Source organism: Stenotrophomonas hibiscicola ATCC 19867 (genome assembly GCF_000382065.1).
Lineage (GTDB): Bacteria > Pseudomonadota > Gammaproteobacteria > Xanthomonadales > Xanthomonadaceae > Stenotrophomonas > Stenotrophomonas hibiscicola.
On record NZ_KB907499.1, the window covers coordinates 597,280 to 619,773 of the forward strand.

At 67.3% G+C, this 22,494-nt stretch carries 17 protein-coding genes; 7 read left to right on the forward strand and 10 right to left on the reverse strand.

Translation table 11 applies throughout. From position 1 onward, the window contains the following. Positions 1–16: 16 nt before the first annotated feature. The 6 genes from G370_RS0107525 to prpB all read right to left on the reverse strand — a co-directional run bounded on the left by G370_RS0107525 (position 17) and on the right by prpB (position 12,705). Complete coding sequence (locus tag G370_RS0107525) at positions 17–4,924, reverse strand: alpha-2-macroglobulin family protein (RefSeq protein ID WP_019660041.1); 4,908 nt, start codon at positions 4,922–4,924, stop codon at positions 17–19. A 163-nt stretch (positions 4,925–5,087) separates the two neighbouring features. Next, entirely contained in the window at positions 5,088–6,548 is a 1,461-nt protein-coding gene (locus G370_RS0107530; protein ID WP_019660042.1) for a bifunctional 2-methylcitrate dehydratase/aconitate hydratase, read from the reverse strand. Between the two features lie 124 nt (positions 6,549–6,672). Continuing rightward, positions 6,673–7,851, reverse strand: a complete 1,179-nt coding sequence (gene prpF / locus G370_RS0107535; RefSeq protein ID WP_019660043.1) for a 2-methylaconitate cis-trans isomerase PrpF — start codon at positions 7,849–7,851, stop codon at positions 6,673–6,675. Positions 7,852–7,902: 51 nt separating this feature from the next. Beyond that, on the reverse strand, positions 7,903–10,521 hold the full coding sequence (gene acnD / locus G370_RS0107540) for a Fe/S-dependent 2-methylisocitrate dehydratase AcnD (protein ID WP_019660044.1): 2,619 nt from the start codon (positions 10,519–10,521) through the stop codon (positions 7,903–7,905). A 97-nt stretch (positions 10,522–10,618) separates the two neighbouring features. Then, complete coding sequence (gene prpC / locus G370_RS0107545; RefSeq protein ID WP_005418357.1) at positions 10,619–11,776, reverse strand: bifunctional 2-methylcitrate synthase/citrate synthase; 1,158 nt, start codon at positions 11,774–11,776, stop codon at positions 10,619–10,621. A 35-nt stretch (positions 11,777–11,811) separates the two neighbouring features. After that, positions 11,812–12,705, reverse strand: coding sequence for a methylisocitrate lyase (gene prpB, locus G370_RS0107550; RefSeq protein WP_032955252.1), 894 nt, complete (start codon positions 12,703–12,705; stop codon positions 11,812–11,814). Between the two features lie 154 nt (positions 12,706–12,859). On the opposite strand from prpB, the gene prpR reads away from it, so the two are divergent. Beyond that, a complete protein-coding gene (gene prpR, locus G370_RS0107555; protein ID WP_019660046.1) occupies positions 12,860–14,443 on the forward strand; it encodes a propionate catabolism operon regulatory protein PrpR in 1,584 nt (527 codons plus the stop codon). Positions 14,444–14,517: 74 nt separating this feature from the next. On the opposite strand, the gene G370_RS0107560 is transcribed toward prpR, so the two are convergent. The 3 genes from G370_RS0107560 to pdxH all read right to left on the reverse strand — a co-directional run bounded on the left by G370_RS0107560 (position 14,518) and on the right by pdxH (position 16,086). Then, the gene (locus G370_RS0107560; RefSeq protein ID WP_019660047.1) at positions 14,518–14,970 is read right to left on the reverse strand and encodes a DoxX family protein; all 453 of its coding nucleotides are present in this window, start codon (positions 14,968–14,970) and stop codon (positions 14,518–14,520) included. Positions 14,971–15,117: 147 nt separating this feature from the next. Beyond that, positions 15,118–15,477, reverse strand: coding sequence for a YqfO family protein (locus G370_RS0107565; RefSeq protein ID WP_019660048.1), 360 nt, complete (start codon positions 15,475–15,477; stop codon positions 15,118–15,120). A gap of 9 nt (positions 15,478–15,486) precedes the next feature. After that, positions 15,487–16,086 carry a pyridoxamine 5'-phosphate oxidase gene (gene pdxH / locus G370_RS0107570; RefSeq protein ID WP_019660049.1) on the reverse strand — a complete coding sequence of 200 codons (600 nt, stop codon included), beginning with the start codon at positions 16,084–16,086 and terminating at the stop codon, positions 15,487–15,489. 40 nt (positions 16,087–16,126) lie between these two features. On the opposite strand from pdxH, the gene G370_RS0107575 reads away from it, so the two are divergent. After that, positions 16,127–16,954 carry a D-glycerate 3-kinase gene (locus G370_RS0107575; RefSeq protein ID WP_019660050.1) on the forward strand — a complete coding sequence of 276 codons (828 nt, stop codon included), beginning with the start codon at positions 16,127–16,129 and terminating at the stop codon, positions 16,952–16,954. Between the two features lie 6 nt (positions 16,955–16,960). Here the strand turns inward: G370_RS0107575 and G370_RS0107580 are convergent, their stop codons facing one another. After that, complete coding sequence (locus G370_RS0107580; protein ID WP_005410663.1) at positions 16,961–17,164, reverse strand: dodecin family protein; 204 nt, start codon at positions 17,162–17,164, stop codon at positions 16,961–16,963. A 98-nt stretch (positions 17,165–17,262) separates the two neighbouring features. On the opposite strand from G370_RS0107580, the gene G370_RS0107585 reads away from it, so the two are divergent. From G370_RS0107585 to mdtD, 5 genes are all read left to right on the forward strand, one after another. Next, the gene (locus tag G370_RS0107585; RefSeq protein WP_019660051.1) at positions 17,263–17,805 is read left to right on the forward strand and encodes a shikimate kinase; all 543 of its coding nucleotides are present in this window, start codon (positions 17,263–17,265) and stop codon (positions 17,803–17,805) included. Then, the gene (gene aroB / locus G370_RS0107590) at positions 17,802–18,914 is read left to right on the forward strand and encodes a 3-dehydroquinate synthase (RefSeq protein WP_019660052.1); all 1,113 of its coding nucleotides are present in this window, start codon (positions 17,802–17,804) and stop codon (positions 18,912–18,914) included. The genes G370_RS0107585 and aroB overlap by 4 nt, the downstream gene beginning before the upstream one ends. 184 nt (positions 18,915–19,098) lie before the next feature. After that, positions 19,099–19,338, forward strand: a complete 240-nt coding sequence (locus tag G370_RS0107595; RefSeq protein ID WP_019660053.1) for a WGR domain-containing protein — start codon at positions 19,099–19,101, stop codon at positions 19,336–19,338. A gap of 26 nt (positions 19,339–19,364) precedes the next feature. After that, positions 19,365–20,447 carry a uroporphyrinogen decarboxylase gene (gene hemE / locus G370_RS0107600; protein WP_019660054.1) on the forward strand — a complete coding sequence of 361 codons (1,083 nt, stop codon included), beginning with the start codon at positions 19,365–19,367 and terminating at the stop codon, positions 20,445–20,447. Between the two features lie 92 nt (positions 20,448–20,539). Next, positions 20,540–21,949 carry a multidrug transporter subunit MdtD gene (mdtD, locus tag G370_RS0107605; RefSeq protein WP_026347030.1) on the forward strand — a complete coding sequence of 470 codons (1,410 nt, stop codon included), beginning with the start codon at positions 20,540–20,542 and terminating at the stop codon, positions 21,947–21,949. The last annotated feature ends 545 nt before the right edge of the window (positions 21,950–22,494 follow it).

The following is a 22,494-nucleotide window of genomic DNA, read 5'->3' on the forward strand; positions in this document are numbered from 1 at the left end:
CGGCCCGTCCGCGCGGTCACGGCTGTACCACCGTGATCGTGGTCGGGTTGCTGCGGCCAACGCCACGCAGCTGCGGCCGGTACATGTCCTCCACCAGCGGTGGCGGCACCGAGTAGGTACCCGGGGTCACCGCGCGCACCAGGTAGAACACGTTGGCCTTGCTGCCACGCGAGAGCTTCAGCGCGGCCACATAGCGGTCGTCGCGGAACTCTTCGTGCTTGGTATCGGCCGCTTCACCGCGGTCGCTGATGGTGATGCCATCGACCACCACATCGGCCCACTGCTTGGCGTCGCCCAGGTTGAAGTTCTCGATCTCCAGGCCCGCCGGCAGCAGATCGGTCAGCAGCGCATCGGGCATCGTGGTGTCGGCGGTGACGGTGACGCGCACGATCAGTGCTTCGCCTTCCTTCAGCGGTCGCGGCGACCACGGTTTGCCATCGGTACCGAAGTAGCTCCGTTCAATACCCAGCACGCTGTTGTCCGGCGCCGGTGCGCTGCGCGGGATGCCGGCCACGTCGATGCTGGCGAACATCGGCGGCTGCCCCTGCGGAGTGAAGCGCACACCGCTGGCCAGCTCACTGGCGCTGAAGTTGCGGCCGAACAGCTTGCGCTCGCCGATGGCTTCGCTGTTGCCACCGATCACCAGTTCACCGGCCACCAGCGCCTTCTGGTTGGCGGCGAGCGCCTTGCCGAGACGTGCAATCGCCACCTGTTCCTGCGTGCTCAGCCACATCCAGCCGGCATTGCGGCGCGCATCCAGGCCGCGGCCGAGGTCAACCGCACGTGCATCCCAGGCCGGCTTGGCCAACTTGTTTTCGTGGGTCAGCGCGATCATCAGCGCGTCATCGCGGATCGCGCTGCCGTAGTCGCCGAAGTACGAGGGGCGCTCGCTGCTGGACTTGGCAAAGGCCGCCGCCAGCGCGGCCTGGCCACGCTTGGCATCGCCCTGCAGTGACAGCGCCACGCCCAGGTGGACCAGCGACAGGCCGCCCACCGCCTTGCTGCGCTCGTTGTCGTACAGCGTGCGCAGGGTACCGAGCGGTGCACGGTTGACCCGGGCCAGCACGTAGCCCGAATAGGCCTGGTTGGCGAACTTCAGCTTCTCGCGGTCGTCCTGGCCGTAGAACTGGTTGCCGCCGGACAGCAGATCCTCGCTAAGCCGGTTGAGCGCCTTCTGCAGCACGTTGTCGGGCACCGCGAAGCCGGCGTCCTTGGCATCGAGCAGGAACTCGGTGATGTACGGGGTCAGCCACGGGTTCACGTAGCCGTCGTCACCCCACATCGAGAAGTTGCCGTTGGCCACCTGCATCGACGCCAGGCGACCGAACGCACCTTCCATGCGCTCGCGACGGGTCTTGGCATCCAGGCCGTCGGCACCGAGCATCGACGACGTCGCCTGGTCCAGGATCAGCGCCGCGTAACCCTTGCTGGTGGTCTGCTCGGCACAGCCGTAGGGGTAGTTCAGCGCGCCCTGCAGTGCACTGGCGAACGGAATCGGCGGCAGCGGGCTGACCAGCAGGCGGGCATTGACCGACTCCGACATCAGGCCATCGGTCAGGCTGTTGTCGAGGCTGACCGCGGCCAACGGATCAAGCGTGCGCACCTGCGAACGCAGCACCTGCGGCCACGCCGCACGCACCGGCAGGTCGTAACGGCGATCGGCCTTGAAGCCGTTGCCGTCCACCCGCACCCGCACCTTGGCCACACTGTGGCCCTCGCGTGCCGAAAGCGGGAAGCTCAACGTGGTCTTGGCGTCGGCATTCAACTGCACGCTGCGGCTGCCCTCGCCCAGGTTCAGCGGGCCCTCGCTTTCCACCTTCACGTTGAACTGCCCCGGCTTGCCGGTGAAGTTCTGCACATCCAGGGTCACGGTGCTGCGGTCGCCCGGAGCGAGCACGCGCGGCATGCTGGCTTCAGCCAGGATCGGCGCGCGCACAACGGTTTCCACGTCGCGCTTGCCGTACTGGTCATCGCTGTAGACCAGTGCCGACACCCGCAGGGTACCGTTGAAGTCCGGCACCTTCAGGCGGATGCGGGCGATGCCCTTGGCATCGAGCTGCACCGGGCCGGAGAACAGGTCCACGGTCTGCACGCGCGCAGTCGGGCGCTTGGCCTGCGGCAACGCCTGCAGCGCCATGTCGCCACCGAACTTCAGCTTGCCGCTGCTGCCGTCGAAGCTCTCGATCACCCGGCTGTAGATGTCGTAGGCATCGATGCCGAGGCGACGCTGGGCGAAGAAGTGCGCACCGGCGTCGGGCACCGGGAAGCGGGTGATGTTGAGGATGCCCACGTCCACCGCTGAGACGGTGACGTGCGCCATCTTGCCGGCCAACTGTGGTGCGCTGACCGTCACCGGCAGGTCCTGCTCCGGGCGCATCTGCTTGGGCGCGGCCAGGCCGACGGCCACGGTGCGGCCCTTGCGGTCCATCGGCACATGCACCACACCCACGGCACGGGCCGGAGTGATCTTGCTCGGCGCACTGCCGCCACGGAACACCAGCGCGGTGATGTAGACGTCGTGGCGTTCCCAGTCAGCGGTGACCGGAATCTTGAAGGTCGACCCCGGCTTGGCGTCGATGCCCTGCACGTACAGCATGCGGTCGGTCTCGACCATCAGGATGCCCTTGCCGGCGTGCGGCGGGGTCACCGTCACTTCGAGCGTGTCGCCGGCCTTGTAGCCGGTCTTGTCCAGGCCCAGCTTGATCTTGTCAGGGCGCGCGTCCAGGCCACGGTTGTCATCACCCCAGCTCCAGCCCGCACGGAACGGATAGCGGCTGGTCAGGCCGGTGGACGGATCGAACACGTCCACCCGGTACTCGCCCCACTCCACCGGGAAATCGAAGGCGACCGCGCTGCCGCCGGCATCGACGGTGCGCGTTTCCTTGTTCTCGAAACGGCGGGTGAAATCGTAGTCCCAACGGTTGTCGTTGAAGGTCCAGTGGTAGTCGCGCAGTTCCCGCACCAGGGTGATCTTCAGGCCCTTGGCCGGCTGCGGCGCGCCGGTGGCATCCACGCGCATCAGCTCGAAGCGCGCGTTGCCGTTGGAGTCGGCACCGTCCTCGGGGTTGAACAGCGGGCGAACGCCGACCAGCGCGTTGGCCGGCCACATCACCCGCTTCAGGGTACGGGTGACCGTGCGGCCACCGGTTTCATACAGGCTGCCGGACAGCACCACGGCAATCGGTGCCTTGGCCTTGGCCGCCTCTTCCGGCAATGCCACGTCCTCGCGCAGCTGGCCGTTGGCCGGTAGCGTGGTGTCGATCACGTCCTTGGCTTCGCGCGGCAGCTGCAGGGTCGGGTCACCGAAGAAGTAGCCCGGCAGGCCTTCCACCGGCTGCTGCTCGGCGGCCACCGCCATGCGCGCGGTGAAGCGGTTGCCATCGGCCGGTGCCCCGTACAGATAGGCACCATTGGCCTGCAGGCGCAGGTCCTCACCCGGCTTCAGCGTCTTCTGCGCGCTGTCCAGGTCCAGTTTCATGCGCTCGGGCAGGAACTCCTCGATGCGCAGGGTCATGCCCTGGATCGCTTCCTTGCTGGCCGGGTCGGTGCGGAACTCGACCTGCCAGCGCCCGGTCGGCGCCTCGGCGGGGATCACCTGCTCGAAATTGATGTAGCCCTGGTCACCCGGCTGCAGGCGGGTCTCGCGGAACGTCTTGCCGTCGGGCTGCTTCAGGCGCAGGAACACCGGTTGCGCCTTGACCGGCTTGCCATCGTTGTCACGCAGCAGCGCGGACAGGCGCACGGTCTCGCCCGGGCGGTACAGGTCGCGGCCGGACCAGGCATAGACATCGAACCATGCGTTGTCGCGGCCGGCCACGGCGAATTCGCTCAGGTCCAGCGCTGGCTGGTTGAACGGCAGGAAGCTGGTGTCCTTGCCGCTGCTGGCGACCAGCACGTGGGTGGCATCCAGGGTGTAGTTCAGCAGCGCATTGCCGTTGCCGTCGGTGCTGCCCTTCAGCACCACCTCGCCCTTGGCGTCGAGCACGCGCAGGTCGATGCCCTTCAGCGGCGCGCCGTCCTTGAGACCGGCGGTATGCACGAACAGCTTGTCCTTGTAGGCGCGGGTGTGCAGGCCGATGTCACTGACCGAGAAGAACGCGGTATCGAATTCGCCCTCATAGTCGCCGGTGCGCTTGAGCAGTGCGAAGTACAGGCCCGGCTCCTGCAGTTCCTTGATGTCCTGCGTCGGCAGGTAGGTCAGCACCCGCTCGTTCTGCTTGCCGCCAAGGATGAAGCGGTTGACGTAGACCGGCTCGGCCAGCTTGTTGATCGGGCTGCGCTCGTAGTCGCTGCTGAGCTCCCAGCTGCCACGGCGGCCACCGCGCTGGTACTGGCTGAAGAAGGTCGGCAGGTCCTTCTCGCGCACGCGCAGGAACTCGACGTCCACTTCCGGCACGTTCACCGAGACCACCGGCAGGCCACGGCTGTCCTTGGCCGGCAGCACGCTGCCCTGCGAGGCGAACCCAACCACCGGCTTCAGCTCGCCACTGAACACCTTCTGCTTCAGTTCCTTGCCCAGCCGGCTGCCATCGGCGGCCAGCAGGTCCGGCGAGACCACCAGGCTGAATTCCTTGCCGGCCTCGACGAACGGGTAGCGCAGGGTCAGGCCGTCATCGGACAGCGTCCAGCTGCTGTCGTCGGTGCCGACCTTCTCCTCGAAGCGCACCAGCGTGTCGAAATCCTGGGTGCCGACCAGCGGGCGCGAGAACTCCAGCGCCAGCGACAGGCCGTCATTCTTCTGGTCCGGGTAGGCGCGCAGAAGGGTGAATTCCTTCACCTGCTCGGCCTTGGCGGTGATGGCTTCACCGCTGGCCTTGGGCAGCTGCCCGCTGTCATTGCGGCAGCCGGCCAGGCCCAGCAACAGGCTTCCTGCCAGTACCGCCGCCGCCCATCTCCACCGCTTCCGCCGTGCCGGACCGCTCATGTCGTCACTCCTTGATCGAGGCGGCCATTATAGGCAGGCCGCGTCAAGGTGTTGACGCGATTTCGGCAATTGCCGCGGGTGCGGGTGGTGCCGGCCGCTGGCCGGCAACCGGCATGGCAGGTTGGAGGGGATTGCCGGCCAGCGGCCGGCACTACCGATCAAACTACCCCGGCAGGTACAGGTCCACGTAGTCGGTCACCGGCATCGCGGCCAGCGCCACCGGGTCCAGCGAAGCGGCCCAGATGCGCTGCTGCTGGACTGTCGGGAAGCGGTGGGCCAGGTGCCGGCGGAACTTGTCCATCAGCAGCGGAATGCCTTCCTCGCGACGGCGCGCGTGGCCCAGCGGGTACTCCACCAGCACCTCCGGCAGCGCGGTGCCATCGGTGAAGCGCACGCTCAGGCCGTTGGCGATGCTGCGCTTCTCAGGGTCCAGGTAATCGGCGCTGAGCTGCGGATCCTCATGACAGGCCATCTTCGCGCGCAGTGCGTCGATGCGCGGGTCGGCGGCAACGTCGTCCTCGTAATCCTCGGCCGTCAACCGCCCGTGCAGCAGCGCGATGGCGACCATGTACTGCACGCAGTGGTCGCGGTCGGCCGGGTTATGCAGTGGGCCCTGCTTGTCGATGATGCGGATGCAGGCTTCCTGGGTCCTGATCGCAATATGCGCGATGTCCTCGACCCGACGCCCCTTCGCACGCAACTGCTGGTGCAGCGTGATCGCCGCCTCCACTGCGGTCTGGCCATGGAACTCGGCCGGGTAGCTGATCTTGAACAGCACGTTCTCCATCACGTAGCTGCCCAGCGGTCGCGCCAGCGTCAGCGCCTCGCCATGCATCGATACCGCTTCAAAACCCCAGGTCGGCGCGCTCAACACACTGGGATAGCCCATCTCGCCATTGGCCGCCATGAGCGCCAGGCGCACGCCACGGCTGGTCGCATCGCCGGCCGCCCAGCTCTTGCGCGAGCCGGTGTTGGGAGCGTGCCGGTAGGTGCGCAGCGCTTGGCCATCGACCCAGGCCAGCGACAGCGCATTGAGCATGCGTTCGCGATCCAGCCCGAGCAGCTGCGAGACCACCGCGGTGGTGGCCACCTTGACCAGCACCACATGGTCCAGCCCGACGCGGTTGAAGGAATTCTGCAGCGCCAGCACGCCCTGGATCTCGTGCGCCTTGATCATCGCAAGCAGCACGTCGTGCACGGTCGGCGGCGGACGACGCAGGGCCTGCGCGTTGCGCCCCAGCCAGTCGCAAACAGCCAGGATGCCGCCGAGATTGTCGGAAGGATGGCCCCACTCGGCAGCCAGCCAGGTGTCGTTGAAATCCAGCCAGCGCACCATTGCGCCGAGGTTGAAGGCGGCCTGCACCGGGTCCAGCACGTAGTGCGTGCCCGGCACGCGCGCGCCGTTGACCACGCTGATGCCCGGCACCAGTGGACCGAGCAGCTTGCTGCAGGCCGGGAATGCCAGCGCTTCCAGGCCGCAGCCCAGCGTGTCGAGCAGGCAGTAGTGCGCGGCCTGGAAGGCCAGCGGCGAGTCGATGCGGGCGTCGCGTACGTAATCGACGATGTCCACCAGCAGCGCATCCCACGCTGCACGCTCGTTGGATGGGGTGTGGCTGTCGGACATCGTCGATCTCCTCGTTGCGGTGCACGGTTGCCCGTGCACCATGCCAACCAAGGTTGGCATCTACCAAAGCAATCGATCTCTGCGGCCCGGTAGTCGCCAACCTTGGTTGGCGTTTACCAACGCATCACTCGGCCGGCACCCGCACCTTGCCTTCCATCAATACGCGGGCGCTGCGGCTCATGATGGCCTTGGTCACTGTCCACTGGCCGTCAACGAGACCTGCCTGCGCACCCACGCGCAACGTGCCCGAGGGATGACCGAACGTAACCGCTTCGCGTTCGCCGCCACCGGCGGCGCGATTGACCAGCGTGCCCGGAATCGCCGCGGCGGTACCGATCGCTACGGCGGCAGTACCCATCATCGCGTGATGCAGCTTGCCCATCGACAACGCGCGCGCATGCAGGTCGATGGCCGACGCCGGAATCGCCTTGCCACTGGACGACACGTAGTCCTGAGCCGGTGCAACGAACGCCACCTTCGGCGTGTGCTGGCGGGTCGCGGCGTCTTCCAGTTTCGGGATCAGGCCCATGCGCAGCGCGCCGTAAGCACGAATGGCCTCGAATTTCTGCAGCGCCGCCTTGTCTTCGTTGATTGCAGGCTGCAGCTCGGTGCCGGTGTAGCCCAGGTCGGCCGCATTGAGGAAGATGGTCGGAATGCCGGCCGTGATCATGGTCACCTCGAAGCTGCCCACGCCGGGCACCTCCAGGGTATCGACGAGATTGCCGGTCGGGAACATCGCGCCCGCATCGCCGTCATCGGAAGGATCGATGAATTCCAGCTGGATCTCGGCCGCCGGGAAGGTCACGCCATCCAGCTCGAAATCGCCGGTCTCCTGCACTTCGCCATCGCGCATCGGCACGTGGGCGATGATGGTCTTGCCGATGTTGGCCTGCCAGATGCGTACGGTGCACAGGCCATCGCGCGGCACGCGGGCGGGATCGATCAGGCCATTGGCAATCGCGAACGGGCCGACCGCGGTGCTGAGGTTGCCGCAGTTGCCGCTCCAGTCGACGAAGGCGGTGTCGATCGAGACCTGGCCGTACAGATAGTCCACGTCGTGGTCCGGCACCGAGGCGGTGGAGATGATCACGCACTTGCTGGTGCTGGAGGTGGCGCCGCCCATGCCATCGGTCTGCTTGCCATACGGATCGGGCGAGCCGATCACGCGCATTAGCAGCGCATCGCGCGCGGCACCCGGCACCTGCGCGGCTTCGGGCAGGTCGTGCAGGCGGAAGAACACGCCCTTGCTGGTGCCGCCACGCATGTAGGTGGCGGGAATACGGAGTTGCGGGAGGAAGGTCATGGATGTGTTCCTTGCAAAGAAAGACGGCCCGTTGCCGGGCCGTCGGATGTCTTACGCCACCTTGGCGCCTTCCAGGAAATCCTGGGCAAAGCGCTGCAGCACGCCACCCGCCTCGTAGATCGCCACTTCCTCGTCGCTGTCCAGGCGGCAGGTCACTGGCACGATCACGTCCTGGCCGTCGCGGCGGTGGATGACCAGCGTCAGGTCGGCGCGCGGGGTGCGCTCGCCGATCACGTCGAAGGTCTCGGTGCCGTCGATGCCCAGGGTCAGGCGGGTGGTGCCCGGCTTGAACTCCAGCGGCAGCACACCCATGCCGATCAGGTTGGTGCGGTGGATGCGTTCAAAGCCTTCGGCCACGATCGCTTCCACACCTGCCAGACGCACGCCCTTGGCGGCCCAGTCACGCGAGCTGCCCTGGCCGTAGTCGGCACCGGCGATGATGATCAGCGGCTGCTTGCGCTCCATGTAGGTCTCGATCGCTTCCCACATGCGCATCACCTTGCCTTCCGGCTCCACGCGCGCCAGCGAACCCTGCTTCACGCTGCCATCGTCGTTGCGCACCATTTCGTTGAACAGCTTCGGGTTGGCGAAGGTGGCGCGCTGTGCGGTCAGGTGGTCACCGCGGTGGGTAGCGTAGGAATTGAAGTCCTCTTCCGGCAGGCCCATCTTCGCCAGGTATTCGCCGGCGGCACTGGACGCCAGGATCGCGTTGGACGGCGACAGGTGATCGGTGGTGATGTTGTCCGGCAGCACCGCCAGCGCCCGCATGCCTGCCAGTGTGCGCTCACCGGCCAGTGCACCCTCCCAGTAGGGCGGGCGGCGGATGTAGGTGCTCTGCGGGCGCCAGTCGTACAGCGGGCTGACTGCGGCACCGTTCTCCACGCGCACGTTGAACATCGGGTTGTAGACCTTGCGGAACTGCTCGGGCTTCACCGAGGCCTTCACCACCGCGTCGATCTCGGCATCGCTCGGCCAGATATCCTTCAGGCGCACCTCGTTGCCATCGGCGTCCACGCCCAGCACGTCCTTCTCGATATCAAAGCGAACGGTGCCGGCGATGGCATAGGCGATCACCAGCGGCGGCGAGGCCAGGAAGGCCTGCTTGGCGTACGGGTGGATGCGGCCATCGAAATTGCGGTTGCCCGACAGCACGGCCGTGGCGTACAGGTCACGGTCGATGATTTCCTGCTGGATCTTCGGGTCCAGCGCACCGCTCATGCCGTTGCAGGTCGTGCAGGCGAAGGCGACGATGCCGAAACCGAGCTGCTCCAGGTCAGGCAGCAGGCCGGACTCTTCCAAGTACAGCTGCACCGCCTTCGAGCCGGGCGCCAACGAGGACTTCACCCACGGCTTGCGCAGCAGGCCACGTTCGTTGGCCTTGCGCGCCAACAGTGCTGCGGCGATCACGTTGCGCGGGTTGGAGGTGTTGGTGCAGCTGGTGATGGCGGCGATGATCACCGCGCCATCGGGCATCAGGCCCTGCGCCTGCTCGGCCTTGCCCGCTGCCAGCTTGGCCTCGTCGGCGATGCCGCGCTCGGCCAGCTCGGCGGTCGCCACGCGCTTGTGCGGGTTGGACGGGCCGGCCATGTTGCGCACTACGCTGGACAGGTCGAAGCGCAGCACGCGCTCGTACTGCGCGGTGGCCAGGTCGTCAGCCCACAGGCCAGTGGTGCGGGCGTAGTTCTCCACCAGCGCCACCTGCGATTCCTCGCGGCCGGTCAGGCGCAGGTAATCGATGGTCTGCCCGTCGATGTAGAACATCGCGGCGGTCGCGCCGTATTCGGGGCACATGTTGGAGATGGTGGCGCGGTCACCGATGGTCAGTGCCGCCGCCCCCTCGCCGAAGAATTCAAGGTACGCGCCGACCACGCGCTCCCTGCGCAGGAATTCGGTCAGCGCCAGCACCACGTCGGTGGCGGTGATGCCCGGCTGCGGCCTGCCGGTCAGCTCGACGCCGATGATGTCCGGCAGCCGCATCCACGAGGCACGACCGAGCATCACGTTCTCCGCTTCCAGGCCGCCCACACCAATGGCGATCACACCCAGCGCATCCACGTGCGGGGTGTGGCTGTCGGTGCCCACGCAGGTGTCGGGGAAGGCCACGCCGTCCTGCACGTAGATCACCGGCGACATCTTCTCCAGGTTGATCTGGTGCATGATGCCGTTGCCCGGCGGAATCACGTCCACGTTCTGGAACGCCTGCTTGGTCCAGTCGATGAAGTGGAAACGGTCTTCGTTGCGGCGATCCTCGATGGCGCGGTTCTTCTCGAAGGCCTGCGGATCGTAGCCACCGCATTCCACCGCCAGCGAGTGATCGACGATCAACTGCACCGGCACCACCGGATTGACCTTGGCCGGGTCACCGCCCTTGTCGGCAATCGCATCACGCAGGCCGGCCAGGTCCACCAGAGCAGTCTGGCCGAGGATGTCGTGGCACACCACGCGTGCCGGGAACCACGGGAAGTCGAGGTCGCGACGGCGCTCGATCAGCTGCTTCAGCGAATCGCCGAGCGTGGCCGGATCGCAGCGGCGCACCAGGTTCTCGGCCAGCACGCGCGAGGTGTACGGCAGAGTGGCATAGGCGCCGGGCTGGATCGCATCGACGGCGGCGCGCGCGTCGAAATAGTCCAGCGCGCTGCCGGGGAGGTTCTTGCGGTAATCGGTATTCATGGGCTGGCGGAATGCTTGGGGCGGGCCGGGTGCCGGCGGTGCGGCGGCGAAAGCATCCGGCCGGCACGCGGCCGGCCGGATGAGTACAGCAGGTGGATCAGACGCGCTTGTCGATGGCGACGAAGTCGCGGTCTTCCGGACCGATGTAATTGGCGCTCGGGCGGATGATCTTGCCGTCGATGCGCTGCTCGATGATGTGCGCGCTCCAGCCGGCGGTGCGGGCGATCACGAACAACGGAGTGAACATCGCGGTCGGCACGCCCATCATGTGGTAGCTGACCGCACTGAACCAGTCCAGGTTCGGGAACATCTTCTTGATGTCCCACATCACCGATTCCAGGCGCTCGGCGATGTCGTACATCTTCATGCTCGACTGCTCTTCGGACAGCTCGCGGGCCACGTCCTTGATCACCTTGTTGCGCGGATCGGACACGGTATAGACCGGGTGGCCGAAGCCGATCACCACTTCCTTGCGCTCGACGCGGGCCTTGATGTCTTCCTCGGCCTCATCCGGATTGTCGTAGCGCTTCTGCACTTCGAACGCCACTTCATTGGCGCCGCCGTGCTTCGGGCCACGCAGTGCGCCGATGCCACCGCAGATCGCGCTGTACATGTCGCTGCCGGTGCCGGCGATGACACGACAGGTGAAGGTCGAGGCGTTGAACTCGTGTTCTGCGTACAGGATCAGCGAGGTGTGCATCGCCTTCACCCACGAGTCCTGCGGCTTCTCGCCGTGCAGCAGGTGCAGGAAGTGGCCACCGATCGAGTCATCGTCGGTCTCCACGTCGATGGCACGGCCGTTGTGGCTCCAGTGGTACCAGTACAGCAGCATCGAGCCGAGGCAGGCCATCAGCTTGTCGGCAATGTCGCGCGCGCCCGGGTGGTTGTGGTCGTCCTTCTCCGGCGCCACGCAGCCGAGCACGGAGACACCAGTGCGCATCACGTCCATCGGGTGTGCCGACGGCGGCAGTTCTTCCAGCGCGGCCTTCACCGCCGCCGGGATGCCACGCAGCGACTTCAGCTTGGCCTTGTAAGAAACCAGCTCGGCGCGGGTCGGCAGCTTGCCGTGCACCAGCAGGTAGGCGATTTCCTCGAATTCGCTGGTGTTGGCCAGGTCCAGGATGTCATAGCCACGGTAGTGCAGGTCGTTGCCGCTGCGGCCCACGCTGCACAGCGCGGTGTTGCCGGCAGCGGTGCCGGACAGGGCGACGGACTTCTTCGGCTTGAAGGTGGGGGTTGCGGTCGTATCGTTCATGTTTCCCTCCGAAACTTGATGGTGCAGGGTACTGCTTATTTCTTGGCGGCGAACAGCGCATCGAGCTGCTGCTCGAAGGCGTGATAGCCGATGCGGTCGTACAGCTCTTCGCGGGTCTGCATGGTCTCCACCACGTTGCGCTGATGGCCATCGCGGCGCACCGCCTGGTACACGTTCTCGGCCGCCTTGTTGGCCGCGCGGAACGCCGACAGCGGGAACAGCTGGATGGCGACGTCGGCCGAGGCCAGTTCATCGCGGCTGAACAGCGGGGTGGCACCGAATTCGGTGATGTTGGCCAGCACCGGCACCTTCACCGCGTCCACGAAGCGGCGATAGGTGTCCAGATCGTAGGCGGCCTCGGCGAAGATGCCGTCGGCACCGGCCTCGACGCAGGCGATGGCGCGTTCGATCGCCTTGTCCACGCCGTCCACCTGGATGGCATCGGTACGCGCGATCAGGAAGAAGTCCGGGTCGGTCTTGGCATCGGCAGCGGCCTTCACACGGTCCACCATTTCGCCCTGCGAGACGATTTCCTTGCCCGGACGGTGACCGCAGCGCTTGGCGCCAACCTGGTCTTCGATGTGGCAGGCGGCCGCGCCTGCCTTGATCAGCGACTTCACGGTGCGCGCGATGTTGAACGCGCTCGGGCCGAAGCCGGTGTCGATGTCGACCATCAACGGCAGGTCGCAGACATCGGTGATGCGGCGCACGTCCACCAGCACGTCTTCCAGGGTGTTGATGCCCAGGTCCGGCAGGCCCAGCGAGCCGGCGGCAACACCGCCACCAGACAGGTAGATGGCGCGGAAGCCGGCGCGCTTGGCCAGCAGGGCGTGGTTGGCGTTGATCGCGCCGATCACCTGCAACGGCGATTCGGCAGCCAGCGCCTCACGGAAGCGGGCACCGGCGGAGAAAGGGGCGGAAGCGGTCATGCGGCGATCCAGGTTGAAGTACGGGACAGAGGGCGCAAGCCCCGTGCCAAGCTGCAAGCCGTTGATTTCACAGACATGACCACCCCGCAACAGTGAAACATATGAAACATTGAAACGGATGTATCATGAAACATTCCGACCAATTGCTGCCGTCATGTACCTGCCCCGCACCCCGCTGCGCCACGCCGATGCCGACCCCGGCCGTCCGGTGATCTGGACCGTCAGCGTTTCGCGCCTGACCGGCCTGCTCGGCGACGTCATCCCCGAGTTCGACCGCCGTGCGCGCATCGAGCAGATCAACCTCGGCTTCGAGGAAGCCGTGGACGTGATCGGCAAACGCCTGCGCCGTGAGCATTGCGACGTAGTGATCGCCGGCGGCTCCAATGCCGCCTGGCTACGCGGGCGGCTGGAGCTGCCACTGGTGCCGATCCAGGCCAACGGCTTCGACCTGATGGAAGCGCTGGCCCGTGCCCGCCGCATAGCCAGCCGCATCGGCCTGGTCACCCACGCCAGCGACGTGCCGGTGTTCAGCAACTTCCAGCAGAGTTTCGGCCTGGATATCGAGCATCGCCGCTTCGTCACCCGCGAGGACGCGCGCGACTGCATCGCCGACCTGCGCGCCAATGGCATCGAGGTGATCGTCGGTACCGGCATGGCCATCGACCACGCCGAACAGGCCGGCCTGCCGGGGGTACTGCTCTATTCGGCCGACTCGGTGCGGCAGGCGTTCGAACATGCACTGGAGCTGACCCAGGCCTTGGCCCGCTCCGGTGGCAACCACGCCGCCCCGCGCCGACGCCCTGCAGCGCGTGCAGACGCGCCTGAACTGCTCGGCGACAGCGAAGCCATGGCACAGGTGCGCGCGCAGATCGCGCTGTATGCCCCACATGACAGCACCGTGCTGGTCAGCGGCGAAACCGGCACCGGCAAGGAACTGGTCGCGCGCCAACTGCACGCCGCCAGCGGCCGTCGCGGGCGCTTCGTGGCGCTGAACTGCGGCGCCATCAGCGAATCGCTGCTGGAAGCGGAGCTGTTCGGCTACAGCGATGGCGCCTTCACCGGCGCACGTCGTGGCGGCCGCGTTGGCCTGGTCGAGGCCGCAGACGGCGGCACGCTGTTCCTGGATGAAATTGGTGAACTACCCCTGCCGCTGCAGACCCGCCTGCTGCGCGTGCTGGAAGAACGCGAGGTGCTGCGTGTCGGTGCCACCGAACCGACGCCGGTCGATCTGCGCGTGGTGGCCGCCACCCTGCAGTCGCTGGAGCAGCGTGCGGCGACCGGTAGTTTCCGTCGCGACCTCTACTACCGCCTGGCCGCGCTGCGGATTGCCCTGCCCTCGCTGCGGGCGAGGCGTTCGGACATCCCGCTGCTGGCACAGCACTTCTTCCGCCAGCTGCGTGGCATCGACGCGCCATTGGATGAGGATGCACTGGCGGTGCTGAGCGCAGCCCAGTGGCCCGGAAACGTGCGCGAACTGCGCAATCTGGTCGATCGCCTGCGCATCCACTGGCAGCCCGGTGAAGGGCTGATCGATACGGCGCGGCTGCTGCAGCTGGCACCCGAGCTGGTGCATGAAGGTGTCGCGGCGTTGCCGGCCGAAAGCAACGGCAGGCGCCCACCGCGGGCTAAGCTGGAAGCACTGTTGCAGGAACACCGCAATGACCGCGAGGGCATGGCGCAGGCGCTGGGCGTCTCACGCACTACGCTGTGGCGCTGGCTGCGCGCGGAGGACCTGTAAAGCCGCGCCCATGCCCGGCTGATGTTCCCGCGTAAGCAGCCGAGCATGGGCTCGGCTCTACAGGGTGCCTGTCGTCAGCGCGCTTCGATGGCGAATCGTCCACTGCCCACTGCGGCAATCCACAACAGCAGCACGCCCAACGGCACTTCGCTCAGGTAGAAGAACCAGCTCAGCCAATCCAGCACGCCAAGCCCTGCCGGAATGCGCGCGATGCCATCGGCCAGTGCCGCCACCGCACAGATCGCCGCCAGCAGCAGGGCCGAGGGGCGGCTCAAAAGGCCCAGCACCAGCAGGCCACCCGCAATCCACTCGATCGCACCGAGTACCGGCGCACTGAACACCGGAAACGGAATCCCCGCACCCACCAGCGTATGCACCATGCGCTCGCGGCCCGCATCGGTGAACACCTTGTTCCAGCCGGACACGCAGAACATCACACCGGCGACGATGCGGGCGAGCAACAGCAGGAACGCTTCCACGCCGTGACGCGGCGGCGGCACCGCAAACAGGCAACGCCAGGAGGGCATGGCAACTCCGGAAGTCGAGGACATCCGTTGGAGTGTGCCGGTTGGCTGAAGCGAATGGGTCTGAATGCGACAATCCGCTCCTATAGAGTCGCGCCATGCTCGACTGCTTTACGCGCCAGAGCAACAGCAGCCGAGCATGGCTCGGCTCTACAACAGCCGTGCGTCGGCCAGCAGAAGTTCGATTTCCTCCACCTGCACCACCGGCACCTGCCACGGATGATGCGGCACGATGCCCTGTTCGAAGATGCGCTGCAGCCGCTGCGGATCGCGCGACAGGCAGAATTCCAGGCGTACGCTGTCGACCACTTCGGTGCGCCCCGCCTCACCCTGTACGGGCGACGCACCCACGCGCGGGCGGAACTGTTCGAAGCCCGGCGCCGACCACCGCATCCCGTGCTCGTAGTCGCCGGCCACGAGCGCATCCACCGCGAGGATGCCCTGCTTCACCGCGTCCAGGGCTGCCGGCGGCACGAACACCACCACGCGGTACTGCGGCAGGCGATGCATCGGGTTGCCTTATGGGTACAGCAGGCGCTTGCTCCAGCGCCCTTCGGCGCCGGCTTCATAGCACCAGCGTTCGTGCAGGCGGAACTGCGCGCCGTACCAGAACTCGATGCGGTCAGGCACCACGCGCAGGCCGCTCCAGCCGTCGGGGCGCGGCACGTCCTTGCCTTCGAAGCGCGCTTCGACCTCGGCCACGCGCGCGTCGAACTCCTCGCGCGTTGCCAGCGTCTTCGACTGCTGCGAAGCCCAGGCGCCGATCTGGCTCATGCGCGGGCGGCTGGCGAAATAGGCGTCGGCCTCAGCATCGGCGACCTGCTCGACACGGCCCTCGATGCGTACCTGGATGCCGGCCTCGCGCAGGCTGCGCCACAGGAACAACAGCGCGGCCTGCGGATTGGCCTGCAGCTCACGGCCCTTGTGGCTGTCCAGGTGGGTATAGAAGACGAAGCCGCGCTCGTCGAAGGCCTTCAGCAGCACGGTGCGCGCCGAGGGACGGCCCTGCGTATCGGCGGTGGCCACCGTCATCGCGTTCGGCTCGACCTCGCGGCTCTGCCTGGCCTCTTCGAACAGGGCGGCAAACGTGGACAGGGCTTCTGCGTACAGGTCGCTCATGATTGCGTTCTTCTCACACGGATTGGGCTATTGTGGCTGCATGGCCGCTGCTGCGTATATGCCCCAGGTGAAAGGATTCCCCGAAACATTGGCCGAACAGGTGCTGGATGATGCACTGGGCAACGCTGCAGCGGTTCCAGTATTGGCGATCAGCGGCCTGCAGGGGAGCGGCAAATCGACGCTGGCCGCGCAGGTGGTGGCGCGCGCCCAGTCGCGCGGCCTGAACGCCGCCACGCTGTCCATCGATGATGTCTACCTGACCCGCGCACAGCGGCAGCGGCTGGCCCGCCAGGTGCATCCGCTGCTGATCACGCGCGGCCCGCCGGGCACCCACGACCTGACGCTGGCCCATGCGGTGCTCGACGCGGTAACCGCACGCCAGCCTTTGGCGATGCCCCGCTTCGACAAGCTGGCCGACGAACGCGTGCACGAAGCGCAATGGCCGCGTATCGAGCAGCCCCTCGACCTGCTGGTGTTCGAAGGCTGGTTCCTGGGCACGCCGGCGCAGGATGACGCCGCGCTGGACAGCCCGTTGAACGCACTGGAGCGCGAAGCCGACGCCGACGGCCGCTGGCGTCGCTGGTGCAACCAGGCGCTGGCCCGCGACTACCCCGCGCTCTGGCAGCGCTGCGACCGCCTGTGGTTCCTGCAGCCGCCGGATTTTTCAGTGGTACCACGCTGGCGCTGGCAGCAGGAGCAGAACCTGCAGGCCGCGCAGCCGGGCCGGCACGGCATGAGCCGGCCACAGCTGGAGCGCTTCGTGCAGTACTACGAGCGGGTCAGCCGCCAGGCGCTGCATGCCCTGCCCGCCCTGGCCGACCACGTGGTGGTGCTGGACGGCCAGCGACAGGTGCAGGACGTGCGCTGAGCGCGCCTATTCCACCAGGAAGGTCACCCGCAGGTTGACCCGCCATTCGGTGATTTCGCCGCTGCCATTGGTCACCACCTTGGTCTCGTTCACCCAGGCGCCCTGGATGCCCTTGACCGTCTCGGAGACCTTCTTCAGACCGCTGCGCACGGCGTCCTCCACGCTCTTCGGCGAGGAGGCGGTGATTTCGATGACCTTGGCGACCGTCATGGCCTGTACTCCGGTTGGCGCGGGAAACCCCGCAGGAACGCCTACCCTGACGTGAAGGACGTAAAGGCCGGGGCACGGAGGTGTTAGCATCAGAGGGCATGAATCCTGCTCCGAACCTGATCCTGATCGGCCCGATGGGCGCCGGCAAAACCTGCATCGGCCGCCGCCTGGCCGAGCGCTTCACGCTGGACTTCATCGATGTCGACCAGGCCATCGTCGACGCCGCCGGCGCCAGCATCCCGACCATTTTCGAGCACGCCGGCGAAGCCGGCTTCCGCAGCCATGAGCGGCAGGCCTTGGCCCGCGTGCTCGAAGGCCGAGGCCAACTGGTCTCCACCGGCGGCGGAGCGGTGCTGGATCCGGACAACCGCGCATTGATTGCCCGGCGCGGCTTCGTGGTCTACCTGCGGGTCGGCGTGGCCGCGCAGCTGGAACGCCTGGCCCGCGACAAGGGCCGGCCGCTGCTGCAGCGCCCGGACCGCGAGCAGGTGCTGCATGATCTGGCCGCACAGCGCGACCCGCTGTACCGAGAACTGGCCGACCTCACGCTCGATACCGACCCGTATACCGCTGCCGACGCGACTGCCCAACTGGTAGTCAAGCTGGCCACGCAATGGCAGCGCCAGGACATGACCACATGACTTCCCCCGCCTTGCTGCAGGTCGCCGTTGGCGGCGATCGCCCCTACTCCATCACCATCGGCGCCGGTGCCCTGGCCGATGGCGCTGCACTGGTTTCACACGTGCGCGGCCGCCATGTGCTGCTGCTCAGCGACAGCGAAGTGGCTCCGCGCTATCTGGCGTCGGCCAAGCAGACGCTGTTGGCCGCACGCCCCGACCTGATCGTCGGCGAGCACGTGCTGGCCGCCGGCGAAGCCTCCAAGACGCTGGCCGAATTCGGCCGTGCGATCGAAGCGCTGGCTGCGCTCGGCGCCACCCGCGATGCCTGCGTGTTCGCGCTGGGCGGCGGCGTGGTCGGTGATCTCGCCGGCTTCGCCGCGGCCTGCTGGATGCGGGGCGTGGACTGCGTGCAGCTGCCCACCACCCTGCTGGCGATGGTCGATTCGTCAGTCGGTGGCAAGACCGCGGTCGACATTCCCGCCGGCAAGAACCTGGTCGGCGCCTTCCATCCACCGCGCGCGGTCATCGCCGATACCCGCGTGCTGGCCAGCCTGCCAGCGCGCGAGCTGCGTGCCGGCCTGGCCGAAGTGGTGAAGTACGGCGCGCTGGGCGATGCCGTGTTCTTCGAATGGCTGCAGCAGCATGCCGATGCGCTGCTGGCCGGCGAGGATGCCACGCTGGCCGAAGCCATCGCGCGCAGCTGCCGGCACAAGGCCGCCATCGTCGAGCGCGATCCATTCGAGAAGGGCGAGCGTGCCCTGCTCAACCTCGGCCACACCTTCGGCCATGCCATCGAAACCGAGCAGGGCTACTCCGCGCCCGGCCGCGATGCGCTGAACCATGGCGAGGCGGTGGCGGTGGGCATGGTGCTGGCGGCGAAGCTGTCCACCGACCTGGGCCTGGCCGACGATGCCGACCGCGCGCGCCTGCAGGCACTGCTGGAACGCCTGGGCCTGCCGGTGGCAATCCCGGCCGGACTCGACCCGCAGGCCCTGCTCGGCCGCATGCGCCTGGACAAGAAGAACGTGGCCGGCCGCCTGCGCCTGGTGCTGTGGCGCGGCATGGGGCGTGCCGAAGTGGTGCCGGACGTGGATGAGGCGGCGGTGCTGAAGGTGCTGTCGGGCCGGTAGAGCCGGCCGCTGGCCGGCTTGTCCGCTCATGAGGTTGCCGGCCAGCGGCCGGCTCTGCCGGGATGCGCGGGAGGATTGCCAGCTAGCAGCCGGCACGACCGGGCTGCGCGGCAGGATTGCCGGCCAGCGGCCGGCACGGTCGCGTTGCGGCCGGGGTCACTCTGGCCCCGCTACAATCGTCGGCATGCACGTCTACCTGCAACATCCCGACGCCGGTGCGCAGGCACCGCGCTTCCTGCGCCTGAGCCTGCAGCCGGACCTGTTCGGCGGCTGGGAACTGTTGCGCGAGAGCGGTCGCGTCGGTGGCCGCTCGCAGCTGCGGCGCGAGCTGTTCCTGCAGGCCGACGAAGCCCGCCATGCCTTCGAGAAGGCCCGCGATGCCGAACTGCATCGCGGTTTCCAGATCCTCTCGCACGGCGACTGACGCCGCTGCCAACTTTCGTCCAAGGAATGCCCATCGTGACCAGCCCTCTCCGCAACGATCGCCTGCTGCGCGCCCTGCGCCGCGAACCGGTGGACTGCACCCCTGTCTGGCTGATGCGCCAGGCCGGCCGCTACCTGCCGGAGTACCGCGCGACCCGGGCCAAGGCCGGCAGCTTCCTGGCCATGGCCAAGACCCCGGAGATTGCCTGCGAAGTCACCCTGCAGCCGCTGCGCCGCTTCCCGCTGGATGCGGCCATCCTGTTCTCGGACATCCTCACCATTCCCGATGCGATGGGCCTGGAGCTGTACTTCGTCGAAGGCGAAGGCCCGAAGTTCCGGCACCCGGTGCGTGACGAAGCCGCCATCGCCCGGCTGGCGGTGCCGGACATGGAACAGGACCTGGGCTACGTGATGGATGCGGTACGGCTGATCCGCCGCGAACTGGACGGCCAGGTGCCGCTGATCGGCTTCTCCGGCAGCCCGTGGACACTGGCCTGCTACATGGTGGAAGGCGGTGGCAGCAAGGACTTTGCGCGCATCAAGGCCATGGCACTGAACCACCCGCAGGCCCTGCACCGCCTGCTGGAGGTCACCACCGACGCCGTGATCGCCTACCTTGGCGCGCAGCGCGCGGCCGGTGCGCAGGCGCTGCAGGTGTTCGACACCTGGGGTGGCGTGCTGTCGCCGTCGATGTACCGCGAGTTCTCGCTGCGCTACCTGCAGCGCATCGCCGAAGGCCTGGACCGTGGCCAAGGCAGCGAACGCACGCCGCTGATCCTGTTCGGCAAGGGCACCGGCCTGCACTTGGAAGCACTGTCGCAGACTGGCGCCGACGCGCTGGGCCTGGACTGGACCCTGGACCTGGATGAGGCCATGCGCCGCACCGGCGGCCGCGTCGCCCTGCAGGGCAACCTCGACCCGACCACGCTGTACGCCTCGCCGGATGCGATCGCCGCCGCTGCCGCGCGCGTGCTCGACACCTATGCCGCTGGCAATGGTGGTTCGCGCGAGGGCCATGTGTTCAACCTCGGCCATGGCATGTCGCCGGACATGGACCCGGCGCATGTACAGGTGCTGGTCGACGCAGTGCACGCGCACAGCCAACGCTGAGCATTCCGCATGCAGGTACGGCGCGACCTTGATCGCGCCGTGACCCGCAGTGCGCGATCATGGCGGCCCCCACGCTGCACCGGCCGCACCCCATGTCCACATCGCCATCGACCTACAACCGCCAGCGTCCCCTGCTGTGGCTGGTGTCCCTGGCGATCTTCATGCAGATGCTGGACTCGACCATCGTCAACACGGCGTTGCCGGCGATGGCGGCCAGCCTGGGCGAGAGCCCGCTGCAGATGCAGTCGGTGGTGTTCAGCTATGCGCTGGCGGTGGCCACCTTCATTCCCGCCTCGGGCTGGATTGCCGACCGCTATGGCACCCGGCGCACCTTCTTGGTGGCGATCATCCTGTTCACCCTCGGCTCGCTGGCCTGCGCGTTGGCCCAGCACCTGCACCAGCTGGTCGGTGCGCGCGTGCTGCAGGGCATCGGCGGTGCGATGCTGCTGCCGGTCGGCCGGCTGGCAGTGATGCGCTCGGTGCCACGCGAGGATTTCCTGCGCGCGATGAGCTTCATCGCCATCCCCGCGCTGGTTGGCCCGCTGATCGGCCCCACGCTGGGCGGCTGGCTGGTCGAGATCGCCTCATGGCACTGGGTGTTCCTGATCAACCTGCCGATCGGCGTGATCGGTTTCATCGCCGCGATGAAGATCATGCCCGACCACTACGCCAGCCATCGCACCCGCTTCGACCTGCGCGGCTACGTCATGCTGGCCTTCGCGATGGTGGTGCTGTCGCTGGCGCTGGACGGCATCTCCGGACTCGGCACGCCACACGCGCTGGTGATGCTGATGACCGTGGCCGGCCTGGCCGCGCTGGTGGGTTACTGGCTGCACGCCGCCAACTCCACCGCGCCGTTGTTCTCGCTGGCGCTGTTCCGCGTGCCCAGCTACCGCATCGGCATCCTCGGCAACCTGTTCTCGCGCATCGGCAGCAGCGCCATGCCGATGCTGATCCCGTTGCTGTTGCAGGTCGGCCTGGGCCTGGGCCCGATGAACGCCGGCCTGATGATGGTGCCGGTGGCGGCGGCCGGCATGGTGTCTAAGAAGCTGGCGGTAAAGCTGGTCGAGCGCTACGGCTACCGCCGCGTACTGATGGTCAACACCGTGCTGGTGGGCCTGGCGATGGCCAGCTTCATCCTGATGACACCGGGCCAGCACCTGGCCTGGCGCCTGCTGCAGCTGGCGTTCTTCGGTGCGGTCAATTCGCTGCAGTTCACCGTGATGAACACCGTAACCCTGCGCGACCTGGACCGCGAGTTCGCCAGTTCCGGCAACAGCCTGCTGTCGATGGTGATGATGCTCGCCGCCGGTTTCGGTGCTGCGGCGGCCGGCAGCCTGCTGGCCGCGTTCGGCAACCACCTGGACAGCAACAGCGCGACCGCCGCGCTGCATGCCACGTTCCTCTGTGTGGGCGCGATCACCCTGACCTCGACGATGATCTTCTGGCAGCTGCCGGATACCAAGCCGGAGCCACGGCAGGTCGAGCACGTCGCGGAGTGAGGGTGGTTCGGCAGGGCTGCGCCCTGCACCTGCAGAGGCCGAAGCCGAAGCCGAAGCAACAGCAACAGCGAGCATTCCGTGGGTTGGCGGGGTGGTGTGGGCTTGCAGGACACGCCGTAAACCCCCCTCCGGGGTCCGGCCCAGCCGCTGGCGGCTGTGCGTTCGGGCGCTTGCGAAGCAGTGCTTCGCAAACAAACCGTCCTCACCCATGGGGGCTCGATGGCGCCATCCATGGCGCCAACGGTCCTGCAAGCCCACACCGCCCCACCTCTGACAGGTTCACGCGGCTGTGGGTAACGGCGACTGTTGGAACGCGCGGTTGTTGGTAGGTGTCGACCTTGGTCGACACATCTGTCAGATATCGAATTCCAGATTGTGGTCAGAGCCCATTGCGCAGCAACGGGATCCGACCCCGTGCTCCGACAGATCGCGGGAAACTGTCGAAGGCGGGGTGGGTCCGGTTGCGGGGGCGTGAGCCGCATGGGCCCGAGGCATGCCTCGGGCGGGTTGGGCAGGACGCCCAACCCCGGTCTTGCCGTGTGCGC